At 62.0% G+C, this 15,502-nt stretch carries 21 protein-coding genes and 1 pseudogene; 16 read left to right on the top strand and 6 right to left on the bottom strand.

All coding sequences use genetic code 11. The features are described 5' to 3' along the window. The 13 genes and pseudogenes from RTX98_RS15785 to RTX98_RS15725 all read left to right on the top strand — a co-directional run. Positions 1-376, top strand: a pseudogene (locus RTX98_RS15785) (hypothetical protein); the annotation flags it as partial. 138 nt (positions 377-514) lie between these two features. Continuing rightward, positions 515-1,447 (top strand): ribose-phosphate pyrophosphokinase, encoded by a 933-nt coding sequence (locus tag RTX98_RS15780; protein WP_189502840.1) that lies wholly within the window; start codon positions 515-517, stop codon positions 1,445-1,447. A gap of 17 nt (positions 1,448-1,464) precedes the next feature. Further along, on the top strand, positions 1,465-1,833 hold the full coding sequence (locus RTX98_RS15775; protein WP_312797794.1) for a glyoxalase superfamily protein: 369 nt from the start codon (positions 1,465-1,467) through the stop codon (positions 1,831-1,833). A gap of 91 nt (positions 1,834-1,924) precedes the next feature. Beyond that, the gene (locus RTX98_RS15770) at positions 1,925-3,139 is read left to right on the top strand and encodes an MFS transporter (protein ID WP_312797793.1); all 1,215 of its coding nucleotides are present in this window, start codon (positions 1,925-1,927) and stop codon (positions 3,137-3,139) included. Between the two features lie 92 nt (positions 3,140-3,231). Beyond that, positions 3,232-3,651, top strand: coding sequence for a YciI family protein (locus RTX98_RS15765; RefSeq protein ID WP_312797792.1), 420 nt, complete (start codon positions 3,232-3,234; stop codon positions 3,649-3,651). Then, a complete protein-coding gene (locus RTX98_RS15760; protein ID WP_312797791.1) occupies positions 3,648-4,922 on the top strand; it encodes an RNA polymerase sigma factor in 1,275 nt (424 codons plus the stop codon). The genes RTX98_RS15765 and RTX98_RS15760 overlap by 4 nt, the downstream gene beginning before the upstream one ends. Positions 4,923-5,000: 78 nt before the next feature. Beyond that, positions 5,001-5,471: an SRPBCC family protein gene (locus tag RTX98_RS15755; protein WP_312797790.1), complete on the top strand. Its 471-nt coding sequence runs from the start codon at positions 5,001-5,003 to the stop codon at positions 5,469-5,471. A 15-nt stretch (positions 5,472-5,486) separates the two neighbouring features. Next, positions 5,487-5,894, top strand: a complete 408-nt coding sequence (locus RTX98_RS15750; protein ID WP_312797789.1) for a VOC family protein — start codon at positions 5,487-5,489, stop codon at positions 5,892-5,894. 168 nt (positions 5,895-6,062) lie between these two features. Continuing rightward, positions 6,063-6,755 (top strand): 50S ribosomal protein L25/general stress protein Ctc, encoded by a 693-nt coding sequence (locus RTX98_RS15745; protein ID WP_312797788.1) that lies wholly within the window; start codon positions 6,063-6,065, stop codon positions 6,753-6,755. A gap of 33 nt (positions 6,756-6,788) precedes the next feature. Beyond that, positions 6,789-7,529: an aminoacyl-tRNA hydrolase gene (pth, locus tag RTX98_RS15740; RefSeq protein WP_312797787.1), complete on the top strand. Its 741-nt coding sequence runs from the start codon at positions 6,789-6,791 to the stop codon at positions 7,527-7,529. 93 nt (positions 7,530-7,622) lie between these two features. Then, a complete protein-coding gene (gene ychF, locus RTX98_RS15735; protein ID WP_189502851.1) occupies positions 7,623-8,726 on the top strand; it encodes a redox-regulated ATPase YchF in 1,104 nt (367 codons plus the stop codon). 21 nt (positions 8,727-8,747) lie between these two features. Continuing rightward, positions 8,748-9,215 (top strand): MaoC family dehydratase, encoded by a 468-nt coding sequence (locus RTX98_RS15730; RefSeq protein ID WP_312797786.1) that lies wholly within the window; start codon positions 8,748-8,750, stop codon positions 9,213-9,215. Beyond that, on the top strand, positions 9,212-9,673 hold the full coding sequence (locus RTX98_RS15725; RefSeq protein WP_312797785.1) for a MaoC/PaaZ C-terminal domain-containing protein: 462 nt from the start codon (positions 9,212-9,214) through the stop codon (positions 9,671-9,673). The genes RTX98_RS15730 and RTX98_RS15725 overlap by 4 nt, the downstream gene beginning before the upstream one ends. 16 nt (positions 9,674-9,689) lie before the next feature. Here the strand turns inward: RTX98_RS15725 and RTX98_RS15720 are convergent, their stop codons facing one another. The 3 genes from RTX98_RS15720 to RTX98_RS15710 all read right to left on the bottom strand — a co-directional run bounded on the left by RTX98_RS15720 (position 9,690) and on the right by RTX98_RS15710 (position 10,589). After that, on the bottom strand, positions 9,690-9,995 hold the full coding sequence (locus RTX98_RS15720) for a type II toxin-antitoxin system RelE/ParE family toxin (protein ID WP_312797784.1): 306 nt from the start codon (positions 9,993-9,995) through the stop codon (positions 9,690-9,692). After that, positions 9,992-10,261, bottom strand: coding sequence for a CopG family ribbon-helix-helix protein (locus RTX98_RS15715; protein WP_312797783.1), 270 nt, complete (start codon positions 10,259-10,261; stop codon positions 9,992-9,994). The genes RTX98_RS15720 and RTX98_RS15715 overlap by 4 nt, the downstream gene beginning before the upstream one ends. Positions 10,262-10,331: 70 nt before the next feature. Then, positions 10,332-10,589, bottom strand: a complete 258-nt coding sequence (locus tag RTX98_RS15710; protein WP_312797782.1) for a hypothetical protein — start codon at positions 10,587-10,589, stop codon at positions 10,332-10,334. Between the two features lie 165 nt (positions 10,590-10,754). Between RTX98_RS15710 and hemF the strand changes: the two genes are divergently transcribed. Further along, on the top strand, positions 10,755-11,669 hold the full coding sequence (hemF, locus tag RTX98_RS15705; RefSeq protein ID WP_312797781.1) for an oxygen-dependent coproporphyrinogen oxidase: 915 nt from the start codon (positions 10,755-10,757) through the stop codon (positions 11,667-11,669). Between the two features lie 68 nt (positions 11,670-11,737). After that, entirely contained in the window at positions 11,738-11,923 is a 186-nt protein-coding gene (locus RTX98_RS15700; protein ID WP_189502858.1) for a DUF1059 domain-containing protein, read from the top strand. Here the strand turns inward: RTX98_RS15700 and RTX98_RS15695 are convergent. Genes RTX98_RS15695 through RTX98_RS15685 form a run of 3 tightly spaced genes read right to left on the bottom strand, consistent with a single transcriptional unit; the run spans position 11,920 to position 14,428 of the window. Next, complete coding sequence (locus RTX98_RS15695; protein WP_312797780.1) at positions 11,920-13,164, bottom strand: CCA tRNA nucleotidyltransferase; 1,245 nt, start codon at positions 13,162-13,164, stop codon at positions 11,920-11,922. The two genes, RTX98_RS15700 and RTX98_RS15695, sit on opposite strands and share 4 nt — an antisense overlap. After that, the gene (locus tag RTX98_RS15690; RefSeq protein WP_312797779.1) at positions 13,161-13,796 is read right to left on the bottom strand and encodes a CoA pyrophosphatase; all 636 of its coding nucleotides are present in this window, start codon (positions 13,794-13,796) and stop codon (positions 13,161-13,163) included. The genes RTX98_RS15695 and RTX98_RS15690 overlap by 4 nt, the downstream gene beginning before the upstream one ends. Next, positions 13,793-14,428: a DUF1285 domain-containing protein gene (locus RTX98_RS15685; protein ID WP_312797778.1), complete on the bottom strand. Its 636-nt coding sequence runs from the start codon at positions 14,426-14,428 to the stop codon at positions 13,793-13,795. The genes RTX98_RS15690 and RTX98_RS15685 overlap by 4 nt, the downstream gene beginning before the upstream one ends. 147 nt (positions 14,429-14,575) lie before the next feature. Between RTX98_RS15685 and RTX98_RS15680 the strand changes: the two genes are divergently transcribed. Continuing rightward, positions 14,576-15,502 (top strand): MoxR family ATPase (locus RTX98_RS15680; protein WP_312797777.1); only part of this gene is annotated, 927 nt, incomplete at its 3' end.

Raw genomic sequence — 15,502 nt, 5'->3', positions numbered from 1 at the left:
CCTGCCCTCTGGCCCCGCCCGCATCGCCTTGGCCGAAGTCAGCGGCGTCGGCGTCGATGCAGCGCAGCCTCTGGCAGTCCGCTTCGGTGCGCAAGCCAAGGCGCATGGCCTCGCCTTCACCGCAGCGACGGACACGACAGCGACGCATGTCATGAAGGGCTACTTCACAGTCGGCGAACAAAACGGTCGTACGATGGTGAATTATGTCTGGGACATCAGCGATCGCTCCGGCAAGCGCCTGCATCGCATCCAGGGCAGCGAGCCCGGCGGCGGCGCGGGCTCAGGCTGGGAAGGGGTGAAGCCGGCTGCCATGCAGGCTATCGCCGATCGCTCGATCGAAGAAACGGCGCGCTTTATTGAGGCCCAAAACGGCTGATCTTGCCTCCCGCGCAACGCTTTTTTGGGATTAACTTTCGATATGCGTCACAGCACGGGTTGCAATGCGCGGTCTGACCGGTAAAAGCCCCGTCATCCAACTCCGGCAAGCGCTCGGTTGTAAGATCAAGGACTGGCGATGAAGCTTTTTGCGGGCAACTCCAACAGGATCCTTGCCGAAGCGGTCGCCCGCTATCTCAATGTTCCCCTCGGCAAAGCCAGCGTTCGCCGTTTCGCGGACCAGGAAATCTTCGTCGAGATCCAGGAAAATGTGCGCGGCGAAGACGTCTTCGTTCTTCAGTCGACGTCCTATCCGACCAACGACCACCTGATGGAATTGCTGATCATGATCGACGCGTTCCGTCGCTCATCGGCACGCCGCATCACGGCAGTGATTCCCTATTTTGGCTATGCCCGCCAGGACCGCCGCGCTTCGGGCCGCACGCCGATTTCGGCCAAACTGGTCGCCAATCTCATTACGCAGGCTGGCGCCGACCGCGTCTTGACCATGGATCTTCATGCCGGTCAGATCCAAGGCTTCTTCGATATTCCGACCGACAACCTGTTTGCGGTTCCGGTCATGTCGCGCGACGTGAAGCAGACCTATGCCTCGTCCAAGCTCACCATCGTGTCGCCGGATGTCGGCGGCGTGGTGCGCGCTCGTGCGCTGGCAAAGCGCGTCGATGCCTCGCTCGCCATCGTCGACAAACGCCGTGAGCGCCCGGGTGAGTCGGAAGTCATGAACATCATCGGCGATGTCGAAGGCGCCGACTGCCTGCTTTACGACGACATCGTCGATTCGGGTGGCACGCTGTGCAACGCGGCCGACGCGCTGCTCGCCAACGGCGCCAACAGCGTTACCGCCTATATCACCCACGGCGTTCTGTCGGGCGGTGCTGCCGATCGGATCGCACAGTCGAAGCTGAAGGAACTGGTGATCACCGATTCCATCCAGCCGACCTCCAGCGTCGAAGCCGCCCACAATATCCGCGTGCTGACCATCGCCGACCTGATCGGCGAAGCCATTTCTCGCACTGCGACGGAAGAAAGCGTGTCGAGCCTGTTCGACTAGGAGAAAGCGAGGCCGGAATGTCCCTTGGGCGCACTATGCCGATCCTGCGGATGTTCGACATCGCCAAAGCGCGCGAGTTTTACCTCGGCTTTCTCAGTTTTAAAGTTGCCTGGGAACATCGCTTTGCCCCTGATCTGCCGCTCTACATGGCGGTTCAACGCGACAGTGTTGAGCTTCATTTGAGCGAACATCATGGTGATGCGACGCCCGGTTCAGCTGTCCGGATCGCGGTGACCGAGATCGACGCCTTCCATGCCGACCTGCTTTCGAAGAATTACGGCTTCATGCGCCCCGGCCTGGAAACGCAACCTTGGGGACTACGCGAAGTCGCGGTCACCGATCCATTCGGCAATCGCCTGATCTTCTTCGAGCCTGCGAGCGCCTGACTGGACCAACGATTAAACTACCGGCTGAGCTTGGTCGCATCAGTCAAGCCAGCTAAAGCGGGGTGGTCGTAACGTTCAGGGTCACCCCGGCATGAGCCAGTCGCAAACGATCAGCTTGGCGAAGACCGCCCAGACCACGACCTTCAGCATCATCCTGGCGGTCAGCTTCTGTCATTTCCTGAACGACCTGATGCAGACCCTGCTGGCGTCGATCTATCCGCTTTTGAAGCGCGATTATGGTCTCGATTTCTGGCAGATCGGCTTGCTGACCATGGCCTTCCAGGTCACGGCATCCCTGCTGCAGCCGGTGATCGGCCTTTACACCGACAAGCGCCCGCTGCCCTATTCGCTTCCTGTCGGCATGGCATCGACGCTGGTTGGCTTGTTCATCCTCGCTTATGCCGGCAGCTACCTGTTCCTGCTGCTCGGCGCCTGCATGATCGGCTTGGGTTCGGCGATCTTCCATCCGGAATCTTCGCGCGTGGCACGGATGGCATCCGGTGGACGCTATGGCCTGGCGCAATCCGTTTTCCAGGTAGGCGGCAATTTCGGATCGGCGGTCGGACCGCTGCTTGCGGCCTTTATCGTCGTGCCGCGCGGGCAAGGCAGCGTTGCCTGGTTCTCCGCAGCGGCTTTCATCGGCATGATCGTCCTGTGGCAGGTGAGCAGCTGGTATAGCGGCGTGCATCGCGCCTCAGCGGGGCGTGCTGCCCCTAACTTCACCCTGCCCTTTCCGCGCGGTCGTACACAATCCGCACTGGTGGTGCTGGCGCTGCTCGTCTTCACAAAGAACATCTACAACGCCAGCTTCGCCAGCTACTACACCTTCTATGTCATTGAGCGCTTTCAGGTGTCCGTGCAGGATGCGCAGCTGATGCTGTTCGTGTTCCTCGGAGCGGCAGCCGTCGGCACAGTAATCGGCGGCCCGATGGGCGATCGCTATGGCTCGAAGGCCGTTATCTGGTTCTCCATCCTCGGCGTCCTGCCTTTCACGCTGGCGCTTCCCTATGTCGGGTTCGAAGCAACGATCGTCTTGTCGGCCATCATCGGCTTGGTCCTGTCGTCTGCCTTCCCCGCCATCGTGGTCTTTGCGCAGGAACTGGTACCCGGCCGCGTCGGCATGATCGCCGGCATCTTCTTCGGCTTCGCCTTTGGCATGGGCGGCATCGCAGCAGCCGTACTCGGCACGATCGCCGACGCGAAGGGCATCACCTTCGTGTACCAGATCTGCTCCTACCTGCCGCTGCTCGGTCTCCTGACCGTGTTTCTGCCGGACATGAAGGACGCTCATACAAGGGTGTCATAGGCGACGACGGCATGTTGGTGCCCGCAAAATGAATCGCTGGCTGTCGGAATAAGCCGTACAGTATCGTCCTCGCTGCAAGAGGACGAACACCTATGCTTTACGCCATTCTTTGCTATGCCCAGGAAGATGTCGTCGGTTCGTGGAGCCAGGCGGAGGACGATGCCTGCATGGCGCGTTTGGCCGTGATTCAGGAACGGCTTGCGCGCGAAGGGCGGCTTGGTCCCGTGGCGCGACTTCTGCCCACAACCGCGGCCACGACCTTGCGTAAGGGCGGGGCAGAGCCGCTGATCATGGACGGGCCGTTTGCCGAAACCAAGGAGCAACTGCTGGGCTTCTACCTCGTGGACTGCGACGCGTTGGAGGATGCTCATGATGTTGCCCGCGAGCTGACCGAAGCCAATCCGGTGCCCGGCTGCTACGAGATCCGGCCGGTCGGCATCTTCCATGCAGGCGTCGCGGTCGACCCTGATGCGGTCGCCGATGTGGCGAGGGCCAGGAGCCGGCCGGGATGAACGACCCCGCCTGGATCGACGCGACCTTTGCGTCCGCGCGGCCGAAAGCAATGGCCGCACTGCTCCGCTATTTCCGCGATCTGGATACAGCCGAGGAGGCCTTTCAGGACGCCTGTCTGCGCGCGCTGAGGACGTGGCCGGACAAGGGTCCGCCGCGTGATCCCGCCGCCTGGCTGATTCTTGTTGGGCGCAACGCCGCGCTGGATCGTACGCGCCGCCTGAAGCGCGAAACGGGTCTGCCGCCGGAGGATCAGCTTTCCGAGCTTGGCGATGCCGAAACGGAAATGACGGAACGGCTCGACCAGGCGGATTATCGCGACGATATCCTGCGGCTGCTTTTCACCTGCTGCCATCCCGAGCTTCCGGCAACCCAGCAGATCGCACTGGCCTTGCGCATCGTGTCCGGCCTGTCTGTGAAGCAGATCGCGCGCGCCTTTCTGGTCAACGAAAAGGCGATGGAGCAGCGTATCACCCGCGCCAAGGCGCGCATCGCGGCGGCCGGCATTCCGTTCGACACGCCCGGCCCTGTGGAGCGCGCCGAGCGGCTCGGCCTGGTGCTGGCGATGATCTATCTCGTGTTCAACGAGGGCTATTCAGCCAGCGGTGAGGACATCGCAGCGCGCCAGCCGCTTTGCAACGAGGCGATCCGGTTGGGGCGGCTGCTGTTGCGGATGTTCCCTGCTGAGCCGGAGGTGATGGGGCTGGCCGCGCTGATGCTGCTGCAGCATGCCCGCAGTTCCGCGCGCTTCGATGCCACCGGCGACATCATCCTGCTGGAGGTTCAGGATCGCGCGCGTTGGAGCAGGCCGATGATCGCGGAAGGACTGGCGCTCGTCGATAAGGCACTGCGCCATCGCAGCCCCGGTTCCTATCAGCTTCAGGCCGCGATTGCCGCCCTGCATGCGCGCGCCACCAGCGCCGACGAAACGGACTGGCAGCAGATCGATGTGCTTTATGCCATGCTCGAGCAGATCACGCCTTCGCCTGTGATTACGCTCAACCGCGCCGTTGCTGTCTCCAAAGCCTATGGAGCCGAAGCCGCGCTGGCGCTGGTGGAGCCGCTTGCGAAATCCCTCGACGGCTACTTCAACTTCCATGGTGTGCGCGGGGCATTCCTGATGCAGTTGGGCAGGACGTCAGCCGCCCGCGATGCCTTCAACCGCGCGATTGCCTTGGCGCGGTCGGGTGCAGAAGCCGCCCATATTCGCCGCCATCTCGATCGGCTGGAAAGCGAGGCTGTCCGACAAGTCGAGGCTGTAACGTCACCCTGAAACCGCGTGTTTCCATCCAGTTGTCGGATCAAGCCGCACTGGATCGTCTTCAATCCAGATGCTGCAACGGAGTTCATCATGGCTGATACGGAAGACGACCGCACGCTCACCCTCGTCCGCACGCTCGATGCGCCGCGCGACAAGATCTACCGCTGCTGGACGGAAGGGCCGCTGCTCCTGCAATGGTTCACGCCCGCACCGTGGAAGACGATCGAAGCCGATGTTGATGTGCGCCCGGGCGGCTCGAGCCGAATCGTGATGCAGAGCCCGGAAGGCGAGACCTACCCGAATCCTGGAATCTATCTGGAGGTCGTGCCCAACGAGCGGCTGGTGTTCACCGATGCCTTCACCTCGGCCTGGGAGCCGTCTGCAAAGCCCTTCATCGTCGCCGAAATCCGGCTGGAAGATGCAGGACACGGCCAAACGAACTACACCGCGATCGTCAGGCATTGGACCATGGAAGATTGCGAAAGACATGAGAAGATGGGCTTCCATGACGGCTGGAACAAAGCAGCCGACCAGCTGGAAGCTCTAGCCAAGACGCTTTGATCAAGGGAGGACAGAATGAGCAATTTCGAACCTCGGCCTGATTATGCCGGCGTCACCGCCTATGTCACTGTCAGCAATGCGCGCGAGGCCGCTGGGTTCTACGAGAGGGCGCTCGGCGCCACCATCGCGGATCAGCGCGCGACCGATGATGGGCGCCTGATGCATTGCGAAGCGCGCATCAATGGCGGGCCGTTCATGTTCAACGATCCCTTCCCGGAACATGGCATGGACGTCATGCCGATGGCCGGATCCATGACCCTGATCGTGGTGGATGCGCAGGCTTGGTGGGACCGGGCGATCGGCGCCGGCATGACAAGCGTGGTGGATCTGCATGACGCCTTCTGGGGCGACAAATATGGGTTGATGAAAGATCCGTTCGGCGTGAACTGGGCAATCGTCGGCCCGCAGCCCGGGACTGGCTGAGCCCCGAGCGCGGCTTGCATGCCCGCAACCCTTCCGCTATAGGGCGCTCACCCGCGTAGACACCCTTGGAGGCACCGCGGGGCGCAAGCGGCTGAGTTGATCGGCCGCTTTCGACGTTTCCACGACCCTGATGGTTTCGGGAACGCTCCACAACATGAAGGAAAAGCCATGAGCCACGAGACTTACGAGCTCAAGGCCGAGGCGCGCGAAAAGGTCGGTAAGGGGTCCGCCCGCGAAATTCGCCGCAACGGCAAAGTACCAGCAGTCATTTACGGCGAGAAGCAGCCTCCCCTGGCGATCGCTCTCTCCTACAAGGACATCTTCTACAAGATTCACGGCGGCGGCTTTAAGACCACCGTTGCGATCATCGATGTCAACGGCCAGAAGATCCGCGTCCTGCCGAAGGACTACCAGCTGGATCCGGTCAAGGACTTCCCGATGCATGTCGACTTCCTGCGCGTCGGCGAGCATTCGCTTGTGACGGTGAACGTGCCTGTTCACTTCCTCAACGAAGACGCTTCGCCCGGCATCAAGCGCGGCGGCGTGCTGAACATCGTTCGCCACGACATCGAGTTGCAGGTTCCCGCAGACCAGATCCCGGACGCGATCGAGATCGACCTCAAGGGCCTGAAGATCGGCGACATCATCCACATTTCCTCGGTTAAGCTGCCGAAGAACGTCGAGCTGACGATCACCGACCGCGACTTCACGGTTGCGACCATCGCCGCTCCTGCCGTGCTGACCGAGGCTGAAGAAGCCGGCGTCACCGAAGAGGAACTGGTCGAGGTCAAGGAAGCTGAAGCCGAAGCAGAGGCCGAAGAAGCTGCTGCTGAAGGTGAAGAAGGCGCAGCGAAGGAGTAATCCTTCGCTCAAGCCCGCGACGGGAACACAGCCATGCGTATTTTTGCAGGCCTTGGAAATCCCGGCGCGCAATATCAGGACAACCGACACAATGTCGGCTTCATGGCGGCGGACGCAATTGCCCGCCGCCATTCCTTTTCGCCTTGGACAAAGAAGTTTCACGCCCTGATTGCCGAAGGCACGATCGGGGGTGAGAAGGTGCTGCTGATGAAGCCGCAGACCTTCATGAACAATTCCGGCCAGTCTGTCGGGGAAGCGGCGCGCTTCTACAAGATCGAACCCGGCGACATCAGCATTCTCTACGACGAGCTCGACCTCGCCCCGGCCAAGATCCGCGTGAAGATCGGCGGCGGCAATGGCGGCCATAACGGCATCCGCTCGGCCGACGCACACCTTCCGAGCAAGGATTATCGCCGTGTGCGCATCGGCATCGGCCATCCCGGCGCCAAGGAGCTGGTGCATAACTGGGTGCTCGGCAATTTCGCCAAGTCAGACCAGACCTGGCTCGAACCCCTGTTAGACGCCATCGCCGACAATGCCGACCTCCTCGCCAAGGGCGATGACAACGGCTTCATGAACAAGATGGCGCTGGCGACACCAGGCGGCGCGCGAGAACCGAAGCCTTATGCCAAAGGCGAGGCACAGGCGAAGTCCTCGACGCCCCCCAAGGGCCAAAGCCACATTCGCCAGGCACGCCCAGCCCAGTCGCAGATCAAGGTACCGGAAACCGGCCCAATGGCCGCGATGTTGAAGAAGCTGCTGGGGCGGGAGTAGCGCTTAAAGTCGCTTTGCGCATCGGGGTTGACCATAACCCGCTTCGTCGCCCATAGCCCTGCCAACATTCTTATCTGACTAGGACCATCTCTCATGGGTTTCAAATGCGGCATCGTGGGCCTGCCTAATGTCGGCAAGTCGACGCTCTTCAACGCCCTGACGCGCACGGCCGCCGCGCAGGCTGCGAACTATCCTTTCTGCACGATCGAGCCGAACACCGGCGAGGTTGCCGTTCCTGATCCGCGCTTGAAGGCGCTGGCGGCTGCGGGCAAGTCGAAGGAAATCATTCCGACCCGCATCTCCTTCGTGGACATTGCCGGCCTAGTGCGCGGCGCGTCCAAGGGCGAAGGGCTCGGCAACCAGTTCCTCGCCAATATCCGCGAAGTGGATGCCATCGTGCATGTGCTGCGCTGCTTCGAAGATGATGACATCACCCATGTCGAGGGCCGCATCGATCCGGTCGCGGATGCCGAGACGGTGGAAACCGAGCTGATGCTGTCGGATCTCGAAAGCCTCGAGCGCCGCATCGTGCAGTTCCGCAAGCGCGCTTCCAGCAAGGACAAGGAAGCGCTCACTGTTCTTCCCGTCATGGAAGATGCGCTCAAGCTCCTCACCGACGGCAAACCGGTGCGCATGATGCTCAAGGGCATCGCGGTGGAGGATCTCAAGATCCTTGAGGGCCTGAACCTCCTGACCTCCAAGCCCGTGCTTTACGTCTGCAACGTCGCCGAAGCCGAGGCTGCAACCGGCAATGCGCATACCAAGGCTGTGGACGCAATGGCTGAGGCGCAGGGCGCCAAGGCCGTGGTCATCTCGGCGGCGATCGAGGCCGAGGTGTCGCAGCTTCCCGACGAGGAAGCCAAGGAATATCTCGATGCGATGAACCTCGAAGAGCCCGGTCTCGATCGCCTGATCCGTGCCGGCTACGACCTTCTCAGCCTGATCACCTACTTCACGGTAGGCCCGAAGGAAACACGCGCCTGGACCGTTCATAAGGGCTCGAAGGCGCCACAGGCCGCAGGCGTGATCCATACGGATTTCGAACGTGGCTTTATTCGCGCGCAAACCATCGCCTATAATGACTATGTCACGCTTGGCGGCGAAGTGGCGGCGAAGGAAGCGGGCAAGGCACGGGACGAAGGCAAGGAATATGTGGTGCAGGACGGCGACGTGCTGCTGTTCCGCTTCAACACGTAAGCGGCAGACACGGGGGATGGCATGACCGACAAACGCTGGGCCTTTGAGGACTTCGTTTCGGGCGCCACCATCCCCCTCGGCAGCAAACAGGTTGAAGCTGCCGAAATCGTCGAGTTTGCCGAGCAGTTCGACATGCAGCCGATGCATCTGAACGAGGAAGCCGGCAAAGCCAGCATCCTCGGCGGCTTGTCCGCCTCCGGCTGGCACACCGTGTCCATGTTCATGCGGCTGATCTGCGATCATTTTCTGCTCGACTCGACCTCGCAGGGTGCGCCGGGCGTGGAATATCTCAAATGGAAGAGGCCGGTGCTGGCCGGCGACACGATCCGCGGCGAAGCCACCATCCTCGCCACACGCCGTTCCGCATCGCGTCCGCAGCTCGGCTTCGTGACCTTCCGCAACAGCCTCTTTAACCAGCGAGACGAGCTTGTTCTGGAGTTCTCGAACACCGGCATGTTTCTGCTGCGCAGCCCGGAGCTGGCGGCATGACGCTCGACGACTATTTCGCCATCGGCATTCCGCAGGATCTCGGCAGCCATGTTTTCACGGCGGACGAGATCGTGGCTTTCGCACGAAAGTATGATCCGCAACCTTTCCACCTCAGCGAAGAAGGCGCGAAGGGAACGGTCTTCGGTGCGCTTTGCGCATCCGGCTGGCACACGACATCGATGTGGATGCGTCACAATCTGCTTCAGATCGAGCCGGTGCAATGGACGGGCGAAGGTCCCAAGCCCGAATTCGGCCCCTCGCCCGGCTTTCAGAACCTGCGCTGGCTCAAGCCCGCTTATGCCGGCGACACGATCCGCTTCTCCCGCACCACCACCGGCCATCGTGCGCTGGCATCAAGGCCCGGCTGGCGTTTGCTGTCGGGTCAAGGCGAGGCATTCAATGGCACAGGCGAGACAATCATGAGCATGGATACGGCCGTGTTGGTGAAGGTCGCCTGAGATCTGCAAAAGCGGATCACTGCGGCCAGTTGCCTGACGGCCAATTGCGCGCCGTGTGGATGACGCGAAGGATGACGATCCTTTCCTCGCCCTCAGCCGCCTCTACGGCATAGGCGATGACATAGGGCAGCCGCATAACGGACTTCTCATACGTGCCGACGACGCGGCCCGGACGTCCCGTCGCCATCATGCCGAGACGGTTACCCGCGGCTTCGATGGCTTCGATCATTCTTTCGGCAGCGTTGGGATCATCCGCTGCGACATAGCGCAGGATTTCAAGCGCATCATCAAGAGCGGTGCGCGACCAGACGACCGGCCTCATTCGCCGCCATCGTGCCCTTGCTTGCCTTTACCGAGAAGCTGGCGCATCTCGGTCACCGCCTGCTCGTGAGAAACAACGCGGCCAGCTTTGGCATCTTCCAAAGCGCGAGTGACACCTTCGATGATTTCAAGCTCACGATCGACATAGGCCGCGATCGCTTCACCGGCGAGAAACGACTTGCTGCGCCTTGTATGCACAGCGATACGGTCCAGCTTTTCCTTCGTTTCCGCAGGAACTCTGATCGTCATTGTCTCGCTGGAAGGCATCGTCCCAAATCCCTGTGTTAGGATGTACACAGGCTAACACAGCACGCATAAGGATGTAAGCTTTCTCGCCTCAATCCGCCGTCGGCAACCGCCTTATCGTAAATTCGATCTCATCGCCCGGCCGCTCGAACCAGCTTTCGATTTCAGTCCAATAAGCCTGCTTCGGCCAGCGGTCGAACCACTCGCGCGCCTTTGCGCGGGCGTCGGTGCGGGGAAGGCGGAAGGTTTCGCGCAGGAAGCCGTCGCGGGCACGCGTGGCGTTCGTCTCACGCTCTTGTGCGAGACGATGCTTGAGGCCGTCGAGCGGCGGGCGGACCGGCGGGCGCATGCGGAACTCCGTCATTCCACGAGGACTGGCCACAAGAACTTAGCCTTGAGAGATTAAGGACCTCACCATCGCTTGACGAGTCATTTGTCGCACGCGCGCAGGCAATGCTTGCCGGGTGGGGACGGGCGGGGTAGGTCATGCCACTCCCATCATTCGCAGGACCCCATGAACCGCGACAGTATTCCCGCCGGTTTGCCGGACGATATCGAGGACAAGAAAGCCACGGCGCGCGCCTGGTTCGAACAGCTGCGCGATCGCATCTGCGCTGGCCTCGAAGCACTGGAAGACGAAGTTTCGGGGCCGCATGCCTCATGGTCACCGGGGCGCTTCGAGCAAACGCCGTGGCAGCGTGACGGAGGTGCGGGCGGCGGTGGCGTCATGTCGATGATGAACGGCCGCGTCTTCGAGAAAGTCGGCGTTCATACGTCCACCGTGCAGGGCGAGTTCTCGCCCGAATTCCGCAAGCAGATGCCCGGCGCCGACGAGGATCCCCGCTTCTGGGCAAGCGGCATTTCGCTGATCTGCCACCCCTGGAACCCCAACGTGCCGGCCGTTCACATGAACACGCGCATGGTGGTGACATCTAGACAATGGTTCGGCGGCGGCGCGGACCTGACGCCGGTGCTGGACCGTCGCCGCACCCAGGAAGACCCGGATTCACAAGCCTTCCACCGCGCCATGCAGTTTGCCTGCGACAAGCACGCGGCCGTCGCCGACTATCCCAGGCTGAAGGCGTGGTGCGAAGAGTATTTCTATCTGCCGCATCGCAAGGAACCGCGCGGGATCGGCGGCATCTTCTTCGATTATCTGCATTCCGAAGGCGAGACCGGCGGCTGGGATGCGGACTTTCGCTTCGCACAGGATGTGGGCCGATCCTTCCTGATCGTCTACCAGCACATCGTGCGCAAGAACTTTAACGAGAACTGGACCGAAGCGGATCGCGAGGAGCAGCTGATCCGCCGCGGTCGCTATGTCGAGTTCAACCTGCTTTACGATCGCGGCACGATCTTCGGGCTGAAGACCGGTGGCAATATCGACGCGATCCTGTCCAGCATGCCGCCTGAGGTGAAGTGGCCCTGAGGCGACCTTGAACTCACTCGCCTCGCCCTCATGTATTGGACACCATCATTGCGAAGGAGGACGATGCGATGAAGGAATTTCAGTGTGGATCGCTGGTGCCGGGCTGCTCCTGGCATACCAGGCATGAGGAAGAAGCCGAGGTCATGCGCCGGGCCGTCGAGCACATGCGCCAGACCCATGGCGAAACGACCATCCGGGAATCGATGGTCGATGCGATCCGCTCGCGGATCGAACGCGTGCAGGATGCTGCCTAGCGCGTTTCGATGAGAGATGAGGCGCGGGCAAGCAGCGCTTCGCGATCATGAGTGAAATCGGAGGCGGACCATTCCGCCTCCAGCTCCTTCAGGAGCCGGCCGAGTTCCGGTCCGGCTGGCACACCCTGCGCCATCAAATCCGCGCCCGAGATCGGAAAGGTTGGGCTTTCCCAGCCATCTGCGTGGCTCAACAGTGCTTCGAGCGGTGAAACGTCATTGCCGGCGGCGGATTGGCTGGCAATTTGCAGCTTCAAACGGTCGACAATGCCTTCCCGGCTTCCGCCATGGATGCGTCGGGCGAGCGCCTGCGTGCTTTCATCTTCTGCGGCCGGCGCAGCTGCAGCCCAATCTTCAAGCCGTTTCGTTTCAGCCTTGGACAAACGCAGGCGCTTTGACAGGCTCTCAATGCGCTCGGCATTTGGCGGGATGATGCTGGCCAGCCTGAGCAATGGATCAGCAGCCCATCCTCTCGCCTGTTCGGCTGAAACGAGGCCGTGGATCGCGTCGATACCCCACTTCTCGCTTTCCGGCAGAACGAGCGTCAGCACGCCGGTGGTGCGCATCCACAGCAGCGCGCGGCTGGGATCGGGCGCGGTTAGGAGCTTGCGCATCTCCGTCCAGATCCGTTCGGCCGACAAGCCTGTCACGCCTTCCTTCAACCGCGCACAGGCTTTCAACCCCTCGGCGTCGGGGCGGCCGGTGCCAAACCAAGCGAAGAAGCGGAAGAAGCGGAGAATGCGCAGATAATCCTCGCGGATGCGCTGTTCCGGCTCGCCGATAAAGCGGAGCAGGCGCTTGTCGAGATCTGCCAATCCGCCAACGAGATCGATAACCGTGCCGTCGGCTTCGGCATAAAGGCCGTTGATCGTGAAATCGCGCCGTTCGGCATCCTTCTGCCAATCGCGGCCGAAGGCGACCTTGGCGTGGCGGCCGTCCGTTTCGATGTCGCTACGCAGCGTCGTGACCTCATAGGGCGTGCCGTCGGCAATTACGGTGATCGTGCCATGCTCGATGCCAGTCGGGATCGCACGCAACCCAGCCGCTTCCGCCCGGGCGATCGTCTGGGGCGGCAGAACGGTCGTGGCGATATCGACGTCCCCGGTCGGACGGCCAATCAGCGCATCGCGCACAGCACCGCCGGCGATCCGCGCTTCTTCGCCGTCAGCCTTCAGGGCCGTCAAAAGGCGCTGCAAGCCCGGAGCTTCGAGGAACGGGGCGCGGCCAGCGATAGTTGTGGTCAAGCGTAGAGCCTTTCGTAAAGCGTGCGGATGACGCCAGCGGTCACACCCCAGATATAGTGGTCGCCATACGGCATCTCGTAGAAGAAGCGTTCGTGCTTCTCCCACATGCGACTGCCCCGGGCGTGGTTAGCGGGGTCCATGAGGAAAGCGAGCGGCACTTCGAAGGCCGCGTCCACCTCATCGGGATTGATGGAAAGCTGAAAACCCGGCTTGATGATGCCGAGCACGGGCGCGATGCGAAAGCCGCTGCCGGTGGAATAATCGGGCAAACGGCCGAGCACCTCGATACGGCTACGATCAAGCCCGATTTCTTCTTCCGTTTCGCGCAAGGCAGCCGCCTCAGGCGAACTGTCTTCGGGATCGATCCGCCCGCCCGGAAAGGCGATTTGGCCGGCATGATTACGCAGGCGATCCGTGCGCTTGGTCAGGATCAGCGAAGCACCGTCGGGGTAATCGACCGCCGCGATCATCACGGCGGCAGCCCGCAGACCCGGACGCACGACGAGGTCGCGAAAATCCGGGTTAAGTTGGTGGTCGCCATAGAAGTCGGCTTCCGGCGGCTCGCGCTCGATCAGGGCGCGGCGGCGGAAATCCTGCGCGCTGTACAAGGCCGGCGCTTCCACAACGCTCATGCCTCGGCAACCAGCCTGTCGAGTTGCGCGACGGGCATCACGGGAAAGACGGCACCCTTCGAGCGCAAAGCGAACATCGGCTCGCCATCGATGGTGATCTCTTCGCCAAGTTCGGCAAGCTCATACATCACCGGCCGCGCCACCAGCGCTTCGAGCCGGCCGCGCACATGAAGATACGGCTTCAGCCCGCCGGTTTCCGGCTCGTCGACGAAGCGAATCAGGTGGTCCGGCCCGGCTTCAACGACATCGCCGACATTGGTGCGGAAGGTGAGAACGCGCTCTTCGCCCTCGCCGCTGGCATCGACCTCGACCGCCACGAAAGGCGCATCCTCGACCCGGATGCCGACCTTCTCGACGGGCGTGACGAGATAGGTCTTGCCGTCCTCGTCCCGGCGCAACACGCTGGAAAAAAGCTGCACCAGCGGCATGCGGCCGATCGGCGTGCCGAAATAGAACCAGGTGCCGTCGCGCTTGATCTCCATATCGAGATGGCCGCAAAAGTCAGGGTTCCACTTGTCGACGGGCGGAAGCCCCTTGTTTGCGCGAGCGGCGCGGCCGATAAGCGCCTCAAGTCCGGCAGTGTCGCCGGCTTTCGCAAGGCCTGCCGCAGCGTTAGTGGTCGGGTCTGTCATGAGTCACGAAATAGTCACTGTTGTTTTGCTTGTCAGCACCTGTGACCCATTTAAGGTCAGGCGGACGCGCTTCCAGCCCGTTCACCATCGCCGCTTACCCCGCGGATCGATTGGACTGCCCGCCGCCAACAGGAAGGACGTCTCGGCATGAGCGTAATCACCAGCAATCTGGCAGCAGGCGAAACCAAGCCCAGCGATGCGGACATGGTGGCTCAGGCTGAAGCCGCGCTGAAGCAAATCGCCGCCGTCCGCGAAGCCCTGGGCCAGGTCATCTTCGGTCAGGAAAGCGTAATCGAAAAGACGATCGTCGCCGTGCTTGCAGGCGGTCATGCGCTGCTGGTTGGCGTGCCCGGTCTGGCGAAAACCAAGCTCGTCGTGACGCTTGGCCAAGTGCTTGGCCTCCAATCCAACCGCATCCAGTTTACGCCCGACCTCATGCCGTCCGATATTCTCGGCTCCGAGGTGATGGAGCAGGACGACACCGGCCGCCGCGCCTTCCGCTTCATTCCCGGTCCGATCTTCGCGCAATTGCTTATGGCCGACGAGATCAACCGCGCGAGCCCGCGCACGCAGTCCGCCCTTCTGCAGTCCATGCAGGAATATCATGTGACGGTCGCCGGCCAGCGTCACGATCTGCCGGCGCCCTTCCATGTGCTGGCGACGCAGAACCCGCTGGAACAGGAAGGCACCTATCCCCTTCCGGAAGCCCAGCTCGATCGCTTCCTGATGCAGATCGACATTCTTTATCCCGAACTCGAAGCCGAGCGCCGCATCCTCACCGAAACGACCAGCGGCAGTGAAGCGCAGATTTCCGCCGTGCTCGACCCGCAGCAACTCCAAGCCATTCAGCTTCTGGTGCGCCGTATGCCGATGCCCGAAAGCGTGGTGGATGCCATTCTGACGCTGGTACGCTCGGCGCGTCCCGGCCAAGGCAACAATGAGACCGACAAGCACGTCGCATGGGGTCCCGGCCCGCGTGCTTCGCAAGCGCTGACTCTCTGCGCCCGCGCCCGCGCGCTTTATGATGGCCGTCTGGCGCCTTCGATCGACGATGTGCGCGCGCTGGCCGAGCCC

The sequence above is a fragment of the Tianweitania sp. genome (genome assembly GCF_032053605.1).
GTDB lineage: Bacteria > Pseudomonadota > Alphaproteobacteria > Rhizobiales > Rhizobiaceae > Tianweitania.
The sequence above is the reverse complement of the archived record's forward strand: the minus strand, read 5'-3'. Positions and strand labels throughout refer to the sequence as shown.